The organism is Chitinophaga agri (genome assembly GCF_010093065.1).
Lineage (GTDB): Bacteria > Bacteroidota > Bacteroidia > Chitinophagales > Chitinophagaceae > Chitinophaga > Chitinophaga agri.
In genome coordinates this window covers 4,356,670-4,374,766 of record NZ_CP048113.1, presented here as the reverse complement: position 1 = coordinate 4,374,766, position 18,097 = coordinate 4,356,670, and the positions used below count along the sequence as shown (strand labels likewise).

9 protein-coding genes are annotated in these 18,097 nt (G+C 47.4%); 3 read left to right on the top strand and 6 right to left on the bottom strand.

What is annotated here, in order from left to right; genetic code table 11:
* The first annotated feature begins 7 nt into the window (after positions 1-7).
* A complete protein-coding gene (locus GWR21_RS17375) occupies positions 8-886 on the top strand; it encodes a polysaccharide lyase (protein WP_162332973.1) in 879 nt (292 codons plus the stop codon).
* Between the two features lie 73 nt (positions 887-959).
* Here GWR21_RS17375 and GWR21_RS17370 read toward each other — a convergent pair whose 3' ends face one another.
* The 6 genes from GWR21_RS17370 to GWR21_RS17345 form a co-directional block, all read right to left on the bottom strand.
* Positions 960-3,749, bottom strand: coding sequence for a PAS domain S-box protein (locus tag GWR21_RS17370; protein ID WP_162332972.1), 2,790 nt, complete (start codon positions 3,747-3,749; stop codon positions 960-962).
* Positions 3,750-3,801: 52 nt separating this feature from the next.
* Positions 3,802-4,287 (bottom strand): YdeI/OmpD-associated family protein, encoded by a 486-nt coding sequence (locus GWR21_RS17365; protein WP_162332971.1) that lies wholly within the window; start codon positions 4,285-4,287, stop codon positions 3,802-3,804.
* A 3-nt stretch (positions 4,288-4,290) separates the two neighbouring features.
* Entirely contained in the window at positions 4,291-4,947 is a 657-nt protein-coding gene (locus tag GWR21_RS17360; protein WP_162332970.1) for a hypothetical protein, read from the bottom strand.
* Between the two features lies 1 nt (position 4,948).
* Positions 4,949-5,452, bottom strand: a complete 504-nt coding sequence (locus GWR21_RS17355; protein ID WP_162332969.1) for an RNA polymerase sigma factor — start codon at positions 5,450-5,452, stop codon at positions 4,949-4,951.
* 506 nt (positions 5,453-5,958) lie between these two features.
* Complete coding sequence (locus tag GWR21_RS17350) at positions 5,959-10,026, bottom strand: DEAD/DEAH box helicase (RefSeq protein ID WP_162332968.1); 4,068 nt, start codon at positions 10,024-10,026, stop codon at positions 5,959-5,961.
* 18 nt (positions 10,027-10,044) lie between these two features.
* The gene (locus GWR21_RS17345; protein ID WP_162332967.1) at positions 10,045-10,458 is read right to left on the bottom strand and encodes a response regulator; all 414 of its coding nucleotides are present in this window, start codon (positions 10,456-10,458) and stop codon (positions 10,045-10,047) included.
* 157 nt (positions 10,459-10,615) lie between these two features.
* Between GWR21_RS17345 and GWR21_RS17340 the strand changes: the two genes are divergently transcribed.
* The gene (locus GWR21_RS17340) at positions 10,616-16,723 is read left to right on the top strand and encodes a HAMP domain-containing protein (protein WP_202928956.1); all 6,108 of its coding nucleotides are present in this window, start codon (positions 10,616-10,618) and stop codon (positions 16,721-16,723) included.
* A 34-nt stretch (positions 16,724-16,757) separates the two neighbouring features.
* A complete protein-coding gene (locus GWR21_RS17335) occupies positions 16,758-18,032 on the top strand; it encodes a sensor histidine kinase (protein ID WP_162332966.1) in 1,275 nt (424 codons plus the stop codon).
* Positions 18,033-18,097: the final 65 nt, after the last annotated feature.

Below are 18,097 nucleotides of genomic sequence, written 5' to 3'. Positions count from 1 at the left end.
ATTAAAGATGAACGGACAACAATTTGTCAACGTAACCAGGGCCGCAGCCCTCTCCATGACCGTATTACTGTCAGCCTGCACGAAAGAAGGCATTAAACAGGAAGAACGCCTGGCCGCAGGCAGCTCACTTGAAGCACAGGCGGTGGGTAACACCATCCTGAACTCCTGGAACGTCAACTGGGATAATTACACCCATGGTGTGACCTACACCGCTAACAATGGCGCTACCGACTTCGGGAATGTAACTGGCTGGGTAGACAGCCGCGGTATGATCTCCAATGGTAATCTGCGCGTTACGCTTTTAAAGAACGCCTTATCCGGCGCAGGTGGCATCGTCGCCAACATTGACATCTCTGATGGTACCGCCTATGAGGTAGACTACGACATCAGGTTCCACAGCCAGTTTGACTGGAGCCGCGGAGGAAAGCTAGGTTTCGGTTTCTCTATTGGTGATGGTAATACCGGTGGTGACCCGGGATGGGATGGTAATGGTGGTACTGCGCGCCTGATGTGGTACCAGACGGATGCCGGCAGGGTGTTCTTTCAGCCATACGTCTACTTTAAGGATCAGTCCGGACAGTATGGTGAAACTTTTGGTAAATCATACCCTGCTACCGGTAGTCTTGTGAAAGGACAGACCTACCATGTACACCTGTATGTGAAAAGTAACACCGGCAGCAACACCAACGGACATGTGCAATACGTCATCGATGGCAATGTCGTACTGGACCAGGATATCCGCTGGACGACCAACGATGCCAAACGTCTGATCCGGGGGCTGACCTTCCATACTTTCCGGGGTGGCAGCCAGACTTACTGGCAGTCATCTACCGACGGATATATTTATTACGACAACCTGAGAGTGAACAGGATCAGTACCAACTGATCAGTGAATCATTGTTTTTTGGCCTCCGGAGTACATCAGCCATTCCGGGGGCTTTTTATTGCTGATGCATTACCTATAATCCGGCAATGATCATATGGAATGTGGTACCCTGCCCTGGTGTCGATTCGACATACAGATAGCCGCCGTGATTAGCTACAATACGTCTGCACAATGCTAACCCTATACCAGAACCAGGATAGATGGAACGGTTGTGCAGGCGTTTGAATACTTCAAATATCTGGTCGGCGTACTTCTGCTCAAAGCCGATACCATTATCACTAAAGGAAATGTCAAAGTACTTTTTATGCCGTTCTGATTTGCCCAGATAAATGCTGGCTGTTTGAACAGAGATCTCCGCCGATTGAATGGTGATAACGGGGGGAACGTCCGGCTGCGTGAATTTCAGCGCATTGCTCAGCAGGTTATAGAACAGCTGGTTGATCTGCAGTGGAATACCCATTATCGTCGGCAGGCGACCGATCTGTATATCGGCCTGCTTTTCAGCGATGATCAGTTCGAAATCGCTGATCACATTCTGAAGAATGAAGGTTGGTTCCAGCGGCCGCATCATATGCCCTTTCTCCAGCAGTCTTGAAAAGTCAAGCAGATCCTTGATCAGCATGGACATACGTTCCGACGACTGGTCAATTTTCTCTACCAGTTTTTTATGATGTGCCGGCAGGTCTTTATGAGTGTTGAGTAAGTCGGCATAAATACGGATCTTACGCAAAGGTTCCTGTAGATCGTGGCTGGCTACATAAGCATATTGCTCCAGTTCCTGGTTAGACCTGACAAGGTTCAGGTTCGCATCCTGCAGCTCTTCATTCATGGCAGCGAGTTCCTCGTTGGAGGCCGCCAGTTCTTCTGTTCGTTCAGCTACTTCCAGTTCGAGATTGCTTTGGTGCGCCAGCAGTTTATTGCGGGCAATTACCTGCTCTGTTACATCAATGGCCATGTCTACAATAGCATATACTTCGCCTGCTGCATTCATTAGCGGTTTGTAGGTATAATTGAAGTAAAAGGTCTGTGGAACCCCATTTATGACCAGCATCGCTTCTGCCTCTTTTTCATGATAGGCAATGCCCGTGTTGTATACTTTTGCTAATATGTCCAGGAAAGGCTGTCCCTTTAGTTCCGGAACTGCGACACTCAGCGGCTTACCGAATACAGTATGTCCTTTCCCCCATATGTTAATCATCGGTTCATTAGCAACCTCTATCACCATATTAGCTCCCACAAACAGTGCGGTAGCAACAGGGGCCTCCTCCACCAGCGACCGGAATCGATATTCACTTTCCAGTAATGCCTGCTGGATATCTAGTTCTGCACGGAGGTCCCGGGCTACACAAGCCAGGGCAATAGGTTCCCCGTTCATCGGACTGTCCAGTCTGAATGCGTTGGTATGGAAAGGTATCTGCTGACCGGTTTCCTGTTGTGTATAGTATTGCCTGCCTGTCCATTTGCCGGAGGTAAGAACAGTGGGTAATATGTTCTTTTCGAGATGTATCAGGTGCTCGAACGTAAATATGTCTCTTATATTGCGGTTGATGGTAGACGCTTTGCCCTTCATACCCAGCAGTTTCATCCCTGCATCATTGACGTAGGTGATCGTTCCATCCAGATTAGCCACAGCAATGAAGTCGCTGCTGTTCTCCACAAGTGCCAGTAATTTCTGTTGTTCCTGACGGGCGGCTACTTCATTGGTGATATCAAATGCAATCACCAGTATCGCTTCCTGGTGGTTATCTCCGGTGATGATGCGTGCGGTATTGACCTGTACCCAGCGTTCGGCGCCTTCTTTTAACCGGTAGCGTTTTACCTGATTAAAAACATCGCGTTTTCCGTTCATCAGTTCTTCAAACAGGCGTTTATTTTCCTGCTGATGTTCGTCATGTACCAGATCAATATATCGTTGTCCGTTGAGTGCTGCGGCGGTGCTACCCAGTAACCCGGCAAAGGCCTTATTGATCATATTGAACCTGCCGTCTTTATTGATGAAGGCCATGCCAATAGCGGCATTGTTAAAGGAGAGCGCAAACCGTTGCTCTACTTCCTTCAATAGCCTGTCCTGTTCCTTTTGTGTGGTTATATCCAGGCAGATGCCGGACAGGGAGACAGGGGTGCCATTGATGTCATAGTAATATTTGCCACGTACTTTTCCCCAGTGTATACTACCATCTTCCCAGATGAAACGGGCCTCATAATGCAGGCTGCCGGTATGCGCTGCTTCCGCATAGGCACGCTCCCTTACGATCATGTCGTCGGGATGGATATGTGTAACGAGTACATTACGTTCTTTGATAAAAGGTTCCCTTACACCTGTCATGATATAATGCAGGTTTGCGGAGAAGTCGATATGATCCGTATTCAGGTCAACGGTGAAGACGCCGGCATCGGAACCCTCCACGGCCAGGGCGGCCAGTCTCTCCGCTGCTTCGGCTTTTTCATTGGCGGCTATTTCAGCTGTGATATCCTGGCTGATGCCGGACAAGCGGACTGCCTGCCCTTCATTGTTGAAATAGGCCTGTCCTTTGACATTTAACCATAAAATCTCGTTATTGTGTACAGAGATGCTTCTGAACCGTATACTGAACTGATGATCGCCGGTAGGTTGCATGGCTTGCCTGACGATCTGCCTGATAGCATCCTGGTCTGCATGGTGAATATGCCGCAACACATGCTCGTAGGTAGGCGTCTCCTGTTCTTCCAGTCTGAATAGAAACCGGCAGCGCTCATCCAGTACGATCTGCCGTTGTACCAAATCTACATCCCATGTGCCGATCCCGGCAGCATGTAAGGCAAATCTGATCTGCAATTCCTGGTCCCTAGGGATAGATGGATTGGGCGTTGTAATTTCACTCATGTTTCACTGGAAGTCTTGTGAAGGTACAAGTTAAATTAAAGGTACCGAAGTATTATTTCTCTGTCACTTTCTTCCCTGCTTCCAGTTTCCCGATCATGAGTGCAAGCCGGTTTAGCCTGGTTTCCTCTTTTTTGGCACTGGTGATCCAGACCATATATTCTTTTCTGTCGGTATAGGATAATGTATTATAAAATGCTGCTGCTTTGGGGTGTTTGGCAAATAAGGCTATCACCTCATCAGTGACTATTACTTCTCTGGGAACGAGGTCCTGTTCCAGTTCAACATGTATTGAGTCGCCCAGTTCCTTACCCAGCTCCTTCCTGACGGCCTGGGTAATGCCGAGCCAATGTTCGGGCTTGTTCATCTTTGTGAGACTTCCGCGGTAAGTCACCTTGCCATCGATCAGTGCTTTCACCTTTACCTGACCTTTTACACCAAAAAGCGCCTGCACATCATAAGGAAAAACAACATAGCCGGCATTCATGCCGCCATGTTGTTCTATTATTGCATCAAAAGTTATTTTCTTTGACTTTGCCATGCGTTATTCTTTTTCGTAATCTTCAATTTCCTGAAGAAAGTGCATGGCCCTGGTAAGTGAGGTCCACTCACTGGTACCAAATATAAACTTAAACCAGGGTTTCTCCGCATGCTCCATTTTGGCATTCCGGTAAAACCAGATCGCAAGTGTGGATATGATGAATGTGATGGTCAGCTGTAATACCCAAAGGCCGATAGAGCCGTTTTCAAACATTGTTTTGTTGAAGTAAAAAGTTGTATAAAAAGGAGCTGATAGCATAAGTACACGTACGATATTGATTGTGGACATCTGCAAGCCAAGCAATGCTTTCTGTGTGTCTACCACACTCCTGTTATTGTCGATCTGCCGGATCTGCACTATCTGTTTGATGTATACCACAATAGCGGCTATGGTTATAGTGATAACAGCCATAGTTGAAATAATGAAGAACAGGTTATAAAATGAGAAGTACTTTAATGAAAGTATTAGTAATCCAGAAAGAAATGCGCTCCATATAATACCAAGAATGACTGCAATGATCTTGATGGTCTTGAGTGGCCTCAATGCGGCGCTGGCCTTCTGGGTCTGTATTTCAGTGATCAGGCGTTTGTTGAGTGCCAGCGATTTTTCCAGCTTCTTATCATATGCAGCCCACATCTCTTTTAATAAAATGTCTTCCATATTATGAATGATGAATGGTGGAGAATTTGTTTTTTAGTTTACCTTTTATCCGGTTGATCTTGGTGGCGATATTGGTTTCTGTCAATCCCAATATCTCTGCCATCTCTTTATAACTCTTCTCTTCGAGGTATAACAGCATGATCGCTCTGTCCAGTTCTGGCAGTTCGCTGATAAATCGCTGTAGTAACTGTAGCTGTTCGGTATCGGCTGTTTCTTCTGTAACAACGAGGATATCTGCGGTCAGCTCATGTGCGCCTGCTGTTCTTTTACTGTCTTTCCGGTAGAAAGAGATCGCTACGTTCAGTGCTATTCTGTATAGCCAGGTGGAGTACCTGTACTGGTCATTATACCGGTCAAATGAACGCCATAGCTGAAAGATGATCTCCTGAATGAGGTCTTTCCTGTCTTCGGCATGATGACAATAGGAATTGGCTATTTTGTAGATGATTCCCTTATGCTGTTCGATGACCGACAAAAAGATATTATCTTCTTTTGGAGGGGCCATATGAGGTAATAATTAAGGTCATTGAATAAATAGTTTACCTTATTATTCGCGGGAGCAAATAAAAAATCACATCAGGATATCAGGAACCTGAAAGTAGCATAATTTGGGGAACTGGATGGGGAGATATTCAGTGGTTTTCATGTGCCTTTTTATCAAAGGCAGGTGTTTCACAGGATAGTAAAAAATTATTACTTAAGAGTTTCAATGCTTCGGCTCAAATGCCTCGCTATAGCGGGATTCGAGCCGAAGTGAAAAGGTGATTCATAGGATAAGTACATGCTAAAGATAATCAAATTTTGATATCAGGAAATTATTTCTTCTCTTTTTAAAATAATTAATATTAAAATGATGAAAAATACGTTGCACGCCTAAAATAACGGTGTTTATCAGTAGTATAATTAGTGAGAATTTAAAGGTCTGATGATATAAGTCCTCTGATCTTCGTTATAATACAGATGTCGAACTTGATGAAAGACATTGGTTATATCTCAATATCCGGTTACGGACTATTTATCGGCTTTTGCAATCAGTGATAATAACTCTTCAGTAGATAGCTTTCCACTGATATCACTACCTTCAAGCAGTCTGTCTGCAAGGTCTCTTTTACTATGATGCAAGGCAATGATCTTTTCTTCAATTGTATGTCTCGTCACCAGCTTGTAAATAGTCACCGGCCTTGTCTGCCCAATACGGTACGCCCTGTCGGAGGCCTGTTCTTCCACAGCCGGATTCCACCATGGATCAAGGTGAATAACGTAGTCTGCCGCGGTCAGGTTCAGGCCAGTTCCTCCTGCTTTTAAGCTGATCAGGAACAGCGACCCGGCTCCTCCCTGGAACTCCCGTACCACTCTTTCCCTTACAGGGATTGGTGTACTACCATCAAGATAACAATACGAGATGTTCAGTTCATCCAGTGCGAGCCTTACCAGGTCCAGGTGTCGTACATACTGACTGAACACCAGTGCACGGTGATTATTATCTATCAGCTCCTGCACTATTTCCAGGAATACAGCCAGCTTGGAGGACGGTATCCTGATCTCGGGATCTATCATCTGTGTATTGGAGGCTGCCATTCGCAGCTTACCAATCTCTGTCAGGGTATTCAGGTTACGTTTGCTGGTCTTATCCTTACTGTATCTTTTGATGTTCTCTACGGCTTTTAAACGCAGGGCTTCATAAAATGCCGCTTCATCCGGTGACAGGGAGATCATTTTAACGATCTCTGTTTTCTCTGGTAATTCATCCAGGACGGCTGTTTTCGTACGGCGCAGCATGAAGGGGCCGATCAGTTTTCGCAGGTGTTTGGTCACACTGCTTTCGGCATTATAGATAACGGGAGTGGTGAACTGCTTATTGAAATATGGCAGACTGCCCAGTAATCCCGGATTAATAAAGTTGAACAGGTTCCATATTTCCGTCAGATGATTCTGTACAGGTGTACCGGTCAGTATCAGTCTGAAGTCTGCCTGTAAGGCCATTGCTGCTTTGGATGTCTTTGTCTGGTAATTCTTGATAGTATGTGCTTCATCCAGTACTGCCGTATGCCACGGGATACCTGCCAGTAGTTCATCTTCTGATTGCAGGATGCCATAGGTGATCAGTACTACATCAAACGGCCCGGTGGCTTTGAGCTGCGTATGCCGTTTACTGGCATTGATCTGTATCACCTGAAGGGAAGGGGCAAATTTATAAAGTTCATTCATCCAGTTAGGTAGTACTGACGCAGGACATACCACTAGTGCCGGACCATCCTGTGCTCTGTACAACAGCATGGCGATTGCCTGAATGGTCTTACCAAGTCCCATATCATCTGCAAGGCAGGCGCCTGCTCCCCATGCTGCCAGCTGGGCCATCCAGCGGAAGCCTTCTTCCTGGTAAGGTCGTAACGCGGCCTGTAATGTCGCAGGTACTACGGCATGGACTGTCTCAGCAGCGGCCTGTCTGGCACGTAATGCCTTCCAGTGATCATCCGTTTCGACATAACCTGCACCTTCCAGTAATTCGTCCAGCATATGTGCTGCCAATGGTCGTATCCGCAGCTGTTCCTTTTCTTCTATGGCGACAGCTGCCAGCTCGTTCAGTTGTCTGTAAAGCTTTCCTGTGAGTGACAGGAATTCCCCATTCCCGAGGGTCACAAACCGGCTGTTGCTGGTCTTAACAGCATCCAGCAGGTCTTTTAGTGACAGCACAGTGTCTTCATCTACCCTGAGATCACCATTGGCGGCAAACCACTTCCCATCTACCCGCCGGATGGTCATACGTAGTTGTGTCTGCGCAGCTACTGCGCGTACTTTGAGTGCCTGTCCTTTGGGCCATTCAGCGATAGCCAGTTCAGGATGACGTTGTATGATTTCCAGCAGATGGAGGCAGTCCAGTGGATCATCAAAGATGATGGTATCGTCCAGTACTTCCTGTACGACAGATTCCTGTATCAGTATCATCAGCTGCGCCAGGTTGTTCTTTTCTGCTTCCAGGTCACGGGTAGCCTGGCATCGTTCTCCATTGCTCACACCGATCAGGTGTTTCGCGCCTTCACCGGGTTTGCAGTAAGGAGGATCGTTGACAAATGGTTTAACGAAGAAGGAGGCCTTCAGCGCATCGCCGGTGGGTGCCAGTTGCACGCGTATACGGGCATCACCGGTACGTTGTTTAATATTAAGCGTAACTGTATCATCCAGATTGGAATGCACCGTTATATGCGCCCCTATATTGCGGATGGCCTGTAGTAATTTATCTTTTCCTTCTGCGGGTACTGTTTCTATCTGCTTCAGCGTCTGTAACACAGAGCGTTGTTTTGCTGTTAATCTGATCACCCGCAGTCTTGTATCTGATTCCTTTATCAGCACCGTTTCGTTACTGAAATCATTGATATTGCTGCTGAAAACATAGCCGTTGCCTGTCTTGTTGATAATCAGCTCCGGCTGCCCTTTGATGATCTCCACAGGTACTTCGGGCGCGTCCATCATAAACAGATAAGGATGACCTGTGAGTTCGTGCCACACATTTTCTTCAAATGCATAGGCTTCCGTGCCATAGGTATGATAGTTCTCTTTGACAATACAACCGGCAATCCGGAAGTCGTGATCTGTCATGCTTTCTATCTGTCCGTCCTTTAGCTTTTTTAACTCTGCCACCCGTCCCCTGCTCCAGCCGGTATCTCCCTGGTGTGTTTGAATGACAGGTTGTATCTCCGACTTGATAATGTCAATAAGATAGGCCAGCCGGGTGACTACAGGTACTTTCTCTTTCTGCGGTTGGCCCATCTCGGGTAAGATCAGGACATTCAGCAGCCGTTCCCAGTCAGGAACAGGTTGCATACGGGAGAGAACCGGGCTTTTTCCTATGATGACGGATATTTCGCGGAAGGCTTTTTCATTGTTCAGATAGGCTTCGTCCCTGTAGAGATATAATAGCTCGTAGGTTAGCAGACGATACTTTCGCTGGATGGCCTGGTACAGTACTCCTTTTAGGAAAGCACTATAGTTTTTAAGCAACTTGCTTTTAGGATGCAGTGCTTGCAGACAGATAAACGACAGATAGCTGAGCAGGTATTTCTCCGGTTGTTTTGAAGTTGTTTCCAGCAGTATCTGTAACATGTGTTCTGCCTTTTCTTTCCGACCCTGATGGAAATGCAGCAATGCAATGGCAGGTGTAATATCCTGGAAGAGCTTTTTATCATATGCTGCTATCACTTTATTGATAATAGTATAACTCTTCTCCTCCGGTAATATGCTTAGCGTATAGGTGTATAGGAATGCAAACAGCGGAGAAAGTGGAATGCTGTTCTTTTTATCCTGCTGGCGTTGTTGTTTTATGCCCTGTTCAAACAGTGACAGCGCATTATCTGGTGAGCCTTCGTACAGTTGTACGACTGCCTGCGCATAAAGGGTGTCAGTGCCGGTAACTGTTTGCTGAAGTTCGCCTGCCTGGAGTGCTACTTCAGCATGAGCGAGGGCACTTTCATCTGTATGTATCAAACGGGCGACCTGTTTTTTCAGCTGCTGCAGGGCCTCCGGAGGACTCATCGCCAGCAGGTGTTGTTTAACGGCCGCCTGGTATATACTGTTGATACTTTCAGGATCGAACAATTGCAACAGCCCTTTGTATTCCGGATAGTACAGCAGATAGCAGAGATGTGGGAAATATTCCGGTAGCTCAAAGCTGATCTTCCTTACGGGTTGCAGCAGTAAGGTCCTGTCGCCGGTGAAGAAGGCGGTCAGCAATTGCTGTAATTCCTGTAAACGCGCGCTGGTGCTATAAAATGAATAGGGTTTCGCGTGGTCGAGCAGACGCAGGTATTCCTGTTTCCTGATATTCGCAGGAAATAAGAGAAAACCCAGCTCAGGAATAAGTGAATAATTGCCTGCAGGGTTGTATTGCCCCAGCCCCTTTTCCTTTAGCAGTTCAAGTATATCCAGTATCCTGTCCTGTGGTATTTCCCTGATGCGGTTCACTGCATCAATAAAGGTATATCGCTCCAGCGGATACAGGTACACAGACAACACATCCGTAATGATCCGGGTATCGTCATCGAGTGAGTGGTACTGCTCAGCGTAAAATGAATGGTTCACCATGGCTGGTGCAAGTTCCGATCATTCTTTGATAAAAGAAAGCATATACCGCGCAGTAGTCAGGAAAGATGCGAGGTCATTGGGTTTGGTGATATAGTCTTTTACACCCAGCTCGATACTCTTGGCTTTGAATACAGGAGAGGTTGACGTGCTCCAGATAATTTTCGGAATATCGGTGAACCGACCCTGGTCGTTCAGTTCTTTTACTACTTCAACGCCGGTCAGTTCAGGGATGTTATAATCAAGGATCATGAGAGCAGGTATGTCGCCATCTTCCATGTTGTCCAGATATTTAACGAATTTCCTGCCATTAGGGATGCACACCAGCCGCCAGGTGGGATCAATCTCCTCTATCGCGTTTTCCAACAGCTCCTGGTCATCAATATCATCTTCCGCCAATAGGATCAGCCGCTTCGAATGGCCTGAAAGTTGCATCTGTTAAGTTTGTTTTATAATAGAACAAAAATAATCACTTCAAACCACATAATATATAACATATATATGCGATAGCCAAAAGATCAGTAGAGACTGATAAACACAACTTAAAGAAAAATCTAATTTAATATATAAGGTTTTAGCTAACACCTTCACCATGAATACGCGGAGAAAAAATCCCGATAATACTTCATTGCCCGAAAAAGATGTGGCAAAAAATCCACAATCTTCCACACCAAAGAGTAAGAAAACCAAGCAGGTATATGAGCCTATCGCGGACGAACTGGATTTAAGGCAATTGTTACAGGTCCTTTCTGAAGTAAGGAGTGGTAACTTCTCCACGAGAATGCCAGCAGACAGTATAGGCCTGAGCGGTAAGATCTGTGATACGCTGAATGAGATCATTTCCCTGAACGAAACACTTGTAGAAGAGCTGACACTGGCCAGAAATACCATTGGGAAAATGGGACGTCTGAACCATCGGGTCGTTATGCCCCGTACAGCAAGAGGTTCCTGGGATACAGCCGTATTATCTATTAATACATTGATATCTGATCTCGTTCACCCGACTATCGAAATTGCGCATGTGATCAGCTCCGTGGCCAAGGGAAATCTATCCCAGGAAATGCCATTGCAGATTGAAGATCACGTACTGCAGGGTGAATTTGCCCGCATTGCGACGGAAGTGAACGGGATGGTGAAACAGCTGAACCTCTTCTCGCGCGAGGTGACCCGTGTGGCCCGTGAGGTGGGATCCGAAGGTAAGTTGGGCGGACAGGCAAAAGTGAAAGATGTAGCCGGTGTATGGAAAGACCTGACCGATTCCGTAAACCAGATGGCAGGTAACCTGACTGCGCAGGTGCGTAACATCGCGGATGTAACGACTGCGGTAGCGAAAGGCGATCTGTCTAAGAAGATCACAGTAGATGTACAGGGAGAGATCCTTGAACTGAAAGATACCATCAATACCATGGTGGACCAGCTGAACTCCTTCTCCTCCGAGGTGACCCGTGTGGCCCGTGAGGTGGGTACAGACGGTAAACTGGGTGGACAGGCTGAGGTAAAAGGGGTGGCCGGTACCTGGAAAGACCTGACCGACTCCGTAAACCAGATGGCTTCTAACCTGACTGGTCAGGTACGTAATATCGCCGAAGTAACAACGGCCGTAGCAAGAGGTGACCTTTCCCGTAAGATCACCGTGGATGTACGTGGAGAAATCCTTGAACTGAAGAATACCATGAACACCATGGTGGACCAGCTGAACTCCTTCTCTGTCGAAGTAACCCGTGTGGCCCGTGAGGTAGGTTCTGAAGGTAAACTGGGCGGCCAGGCTACTGTAAAAGGTGTCGGTGGTGTATGGAAAGACCTGACGGACTCTGTAAACCAGATGGCGGGCAACCTGACGGCCCAGGTACGTAATATCGCCGACGTAACGACGGCCGTAGCAAAAGGTGACCTGTCCCGTAAGATCACAGTAGACGTAAAAGGCGAGATCCTGGAGCTGAAGAACACCATTAATACGATGGTGGACCAGCTGAACTCCTTCGCTTCCGAGGTGACCCGTGTGGCCCTGGAGGTAGGTACGGAAGGTAAGCTGGGTGGCCAGGCGAAAGTGCAGGGTGTGGGTGGTACCTGGAAAGACTTAACTGATTCCGTAAACCAGATGGGATCTAACCTGACGGCCCAGGTGCGTAATATCGCGGAAGTAACGACCGCGGTGGCTAATGGCGACCTGTCTAAGAAGATCACTGTAAACGTAGAAGGTGAGATCCTGGAGCTGAAAAAGACTATTAACACGATGGTGGACCAGCTGAACTCCTTCGCTTCCGAGGTGACCCGTGTGGCCCTGGAGGTGGGTACGGAAGGTAAGCTGGGCGGCCAGGCGAAAGTGCAGGGTGTAGGTGGTACCTGGAAAGACCTGACAGAATCGGTGAACCAGATGGGTTCTAATCTGACAGCCCAGGTGCGTAACATCGCGGAGGTAACAACCGCGGTGGCAAAAGGTGACCTGTCCCGTAAGATCACCGTGGATGTAAAGGGAGAGATCCTGGAGCTGAAGAACACCATCAATACGATGGTGGACCAGCTGAACTCCTTCGGTTCTGAGGTATTCCGCGTGGCCCGTGAGGTAGGTTCCGAAGGTAAGCTTGGTGGTCAGGCCGATGTACCGGGAGTGGAAGGCCTCTGGAAAGACCTGACCGACTCGGTGAATATCATGGCTTCCAACCTGACTTCCCAGGTGCGTAACATCGCGGAGGTAACGACCGCGGTGGCCAATGGTGACCTGTCACGTAAAATTGAAGTAGACGTTAAAGGAGAGATCCTTGAGCTGAAAAATACGATCAACACGATGGTGGAACAGCTGCGCGCATTTGCCTCTGAGGTAACGCGTGTGGCCCGTGAGGTAGGTACGGACGGTAAACTGGGTGGCCAGGCGTTTGTACCCGGTGTGGGTGGTACCTGGAAAGACCTGACTGACTCTGTAAACCAGATGGCGGGTAACCTGACAGCCCAGGTACGTAATATCGCGGACGTGGCTATTGCGGTAGCTAATGGTGACATGTCGCGTAAGATTACGGTGGACGTACGCGGAGAGATCCTCCAGCTGAAAGAAACGCTGAATACGATGGTGGACCAGCTACGCGCATTTGCCTCTGAGGTGACGCGTGTGGCCCGTGAGGTAGGTACGGACGGTAAACTCGGCGGACAGGCATTTGTACCTGGTGTCGCCGGTACCTGGAAAGACCTGACCGACTCCGTAAACCAGATGACGGGTAACCTGACCTCCCAGGTACGTAACATCGCAGAAGTGACCAAAGCGGTGGCTTCCGGTGACCTGTCGAAGAAAGTGACCATCGACGTAAAAGGTGAGATCCTCGATCTGAAAAATACCATCAATACAATGGTGGATCAGCTGAACTCATTCGCCTTCGAAGTAACGCGTGTGGCGCGTGAAGTTGGTACGGAAGGTAAGCTGGGTGGCCAGGCAGAAGTGCAGGGCGTAGGTGGTACCTGGAAAGATCTGACCGACTCTGTGAACATGATGGCGTCCAACCTGACCAACCAGGTACGTGGTATTGCGAAAGTTGTAACTGCTGTAGCTACCGGTAACCTGAAACAGAAACTCTCCATCGTATCGCGAGGTGAGGTGGCACAGCTGACGGAGACCATTAATGAAATGATCGATACGCTGGCGCTTTTTGCTGATCAGGTAACAACCGTAGCCCGTGAGGTGGGTGTGGAAGGACGACTGGGTGGTCAGGCAAGTGTTCCTGGTGCCTCCGGTATCTGGAAGAACCTGACGGAAAACGTGAACCAGCTGGCAGAAAACCTGACCACACAGGTGCGTGCGATATCTGCCGTGGCCTCTGCTGTAACCAAAGGTGACCTGACACAGATGATCCGCGTGGAAGCAAAAGGTGAGGTGGAAGAACTGAAAGACACCATTAACCAGATGATCGCCAACCTGAAACAGACGACCCTGCGTAACCAGGAACAGGACTGGCTGAAATCCAACCTGGCCAAGTTCACGCAGATGCTGCAAGGTCAGAAAGACCTGAATACGGTGACCCGTCGTATCCTGTCGGAACTGGCACAGGTAGTAAATGCCCAGAAAGGTATGTTCTACATCCTGGAGCAGGAAGAAAATCTACTCAATCCAAAACTGAAATTATTCGCTGCATATGCTTATGGCAACGAGGTAAGCGTATCACGCGAGTTCGCACTCGGACAGGGCCTTGTAGGGCAATGTGCGGTGGAAAAAGAACGTATCCTGCTTACCAATGTACCGTCAAACTATATCAAGATCAGCTCCGGACTGGGTGAAGCCACGCCCGTGAACCTGATCGTATTGCCGGTATTGTTTGAAACAGAGATCAAAGCGGTGATAGAACTGGCGTCTTTCGACACCTTCAGCCAAACGCACCTTGACTTCCTTAGTCAGCTGACAGAAAGTATCGGTATCGTGTTAAACACGATCGAGGCGAACTCCAGAACGGAAGACCTGCTGGAGCAGTCGCAGTCACTGGCCGATGAGCTGAGAAGAACGAACGAAGAACTGCAGGATAAAGCCCACCTGCTGGTGAAACAGAAAGAAGAGGTGGAAGAGAAGAACAAGGAGGTAGAAGAAGCAAGAAAGTCGCTGGAAGAAAAAGCAGAACAGCTACAGCTTACATCGAAATACAAATCAGAGTTCCTGGCCAATATGTCTCACGAGTTACGTACGCCATTGAACTCACTTCTCATCCTTGCCCAGCAGTTATATGAAAACCATGACGGTAACCTGAATGAAAAACAGGTACGTTATGCGAAAACCATCCATAGCTGTGGTGATGACCTGATACAGCTGATCAATGATATCCTTGACCTGTCGAAGATCGAGTCAGGCTATATCTCTACAGACTTTATCAAGGTACGTTTCAACGAAGTCGTTTCTTTCGTGGAAACCACCTTCAAACATATCTCCGAAAGCAAGAGCCTCCGCTTCCGCATTGAAATGGATGATCAGCTGCCGCAATCACTGGAAACAGACGTACAACGTCTCAACCAGATCCTCAAGAACCTGTTGTCAAACGCCTTTAAGTTCACAGAAAAAGGCGAAGTGAAACTGCGTATCTATGAAGCCAAGCGTAACTGGCGACTGATGAGCGGTAGCCTGAATAGTGCTGACAGAGTGGTTGCCTTTGAGATCAGGGATACGGGTATCGGTATTTCGAAAGACAAACAGAATATCATCTTTGAAGCATTCCAGCAGGCCGAAGGCTCTACCAGTCGTAAGTATGGAGGTACTGGTCTGGGATTGTCTATCAGCCGTGGTCTCGCCGATCTGTTGGGTGGTTCTATCGAGCTGGAAAGTGAGGTGGGCAGAGGTAGCGTCTTCACCCTGTTCCTGCCGTTGCAGTACAATCCTGCAGCGATCAAACGGGAAAAACAGAGCAGCCTGACAGTAGGGCAATACCAGTTGCCCGAAGGTTATGAAGCTTCACTGAAGCAGAATATGCCAGCGGTTAAACTGCCTGATGCCAACCTGGAAGGACTAAATGAGATCATTAATGAGATCGGTGATGACAGAACGCATGTCATCGATTCAGATAAGGTCGTGCTGATCGTGGAAGATGATGTGCGGTTTGCCAAGATCATGCTGGAAAAAGCCCATGAAATGGGACTGAAGGTAGTCGTAGCAACCAGCTTCGGAGAAGTATTTGACCTTACAAATAAGTATAATCCGATTGCCGTTACACTGGACGTTAAACTCCCGGATGCCAGTGGATGGAGGGTACTGGATCTATTCAAGAATGATATCAACCTACGGCATATCCCGATCCACCTGATATCAGGAGAAGAGAACCGCTTACTGGCCATGCACCGTGGTGCAAGGAGTTTCAGTCTGAAACCATTGAAAGCAGAAGCGCTGAACATCCTGTTCTCAAATATTGTGGAACACGATAGCCGGAAAACGAAGAAGGTGCTCGTGGTCGAAGATAATGAGCCGGATGCATCACAGATCGCCAGGATACTGGATAACGGCGACCTTATAGAAATGGAATTTGTGGAGAACGGAAAGGCGGCGATAGATAGGGTGAACAGCAGTGCATACGATTGTATTATTGCGGATTATATGTTGCCGGATATTGATGGCGCGGAGTTTGTGGCCAGTATGAATACGGTGAACCGGCATAATGCAACACCGGTGATCGTCTATTCGGCGAAAGATTTCTCTAACAGTGAGAAGTCAAAACTGAAGCAGTACGCCAATAAAATACTGCTGAAAGGCGTTAATTCACTGGATCTGCTGCTGGAAGAAACGATTATGCAGTTGCATATCAATCACCATTCCCTGCCACCGGAGAAAAAGAAACTCATCGAAGACCTGCGTTCTCAGAAAGACGTGTTGATCCATAAAAATGTACTGGTAGTCGATGATGATGTGCGTAACCTGTTTGCCTTAACCACTGCATTTGAACGTTTCCATATTAATACCATTACAGCAGAAAGCGGCAAGGAAGCAATGAGCATCCTGAGCGAGCATAATGACATAGACATTGTATTGATGGATATCATGATGCCTGAAATGGATGGATATGAAACAATGCAGAAGATAAGAAGGGAACATAAGAACAGCGCATTGCCTATCATAGCGGTTACTGCGAAGGCGATGAAGGGCGACCGGGAGAAATGCCTGGAAGCAGGTGCTTCAGACTATATTACTAAACCATTAAAAATTGATCAGTTATTATCGTTGATGCGTGTTTGGTTGTATAGATAGTGTATAAAGTATTCATTCGAAAAATTAAACAGTTTTGCAGGAACAGGATTTAATTAAAATATTAGTGGTTGATGACCGGCTGGACAATTTATTATCTATTGAGTCCATCCTGGAAAGGGAGAGCTATACAATTGTAAAAGCCAACTCTGGCAGGGCCGCACTGAAAATCCTGTTAAAGGAATTTGATTTTTCATTAATACTGATGGATGTGCAGATGCCGGATATGAACGGCTTTGAAACAGCTGCCCTGATCTATCAGCGGGATAAACTGAAAGAGATCCCGATCATATTTATCACTGCACATAGTCATGAAGAAGAGGCCATCTTTAAAGGATATAAGGTCGGTGCCGTTGACTTTATTTACAAGCCTATCAACCCGGAACTGCTGCGTGTAAAGGTGGGATTATTCGTAGAACTCTACAGAAAGACCCAGTCACTGATAGCACAGGAACAGAAGCTGCTGACCGCAAACGCCTCTCTCCAAAGGGAGATAGAAGAGAGAGAAGCTTCAGAATTAAAGGTGCGGGAGCTGAACCGTCAGTTGCTGCAGAATAATATTCACCTGAAAGCCGTCAATGAAGAACTGGACAGGTTTGCCTATATCGCTTCACACGATCTGCAGGAACCCCTGCGTAAGATCAGGGTGTTCAGTGATATTATCCTGCAAAAGAAAAGTAACACAGGGGACGTAGACAAGTATGTGCAGAAAATCACGAATGCTACCATTCGTATGCAGCAGCTGGTAAGTGATCTCCTACGATTCTCCCGTCACTCTATACAGGGTGGTGATTTTACCCTCTGCGATCTGAATGACCTGGTGAAAGATGCCCTGACAGAACTGGAGATCAAAGTACAGCAAACCAGCGCTACGATCAGGATAGATAAGCTGCCTTCCATACACGTGATACCAACGCTGATGCGGCAGGTATTTTATAACCTGATCAGTAATGCACTGAAATTCCGGAGGAAGGAAATAGCGCCGGATGTGCATATTTATGCAGAAATAGCAGCCGCTCCCGATCAGCAGCTGCGGGAAAAGGTAGACGGTCCCTACTACAAGATCTTTGTCGTGGATAATGGTATCGGCTTCGAAAGCCAGTATATAGACGATATATTCGTGGTGTTCAAAAGACTGCACAGCTACCATGAAATAGAAGGTACCGGTATCGGACTGTCTATCTGCAAAAAGATCATGGAACAGCATAGTGGGTTTATCACCGCTACCAGCGTAATCGATAGCGGCTCTACATTTATAATCGGCATACCTGAGAAACAGTTAGTGCCTGTGAATATGACATTGATGGAATAAACAAGTCTCAAACAAAGAAAAAGGGCTCCTGCAACCTGCGGGAGCCCTTTTCTTTTTATATCATA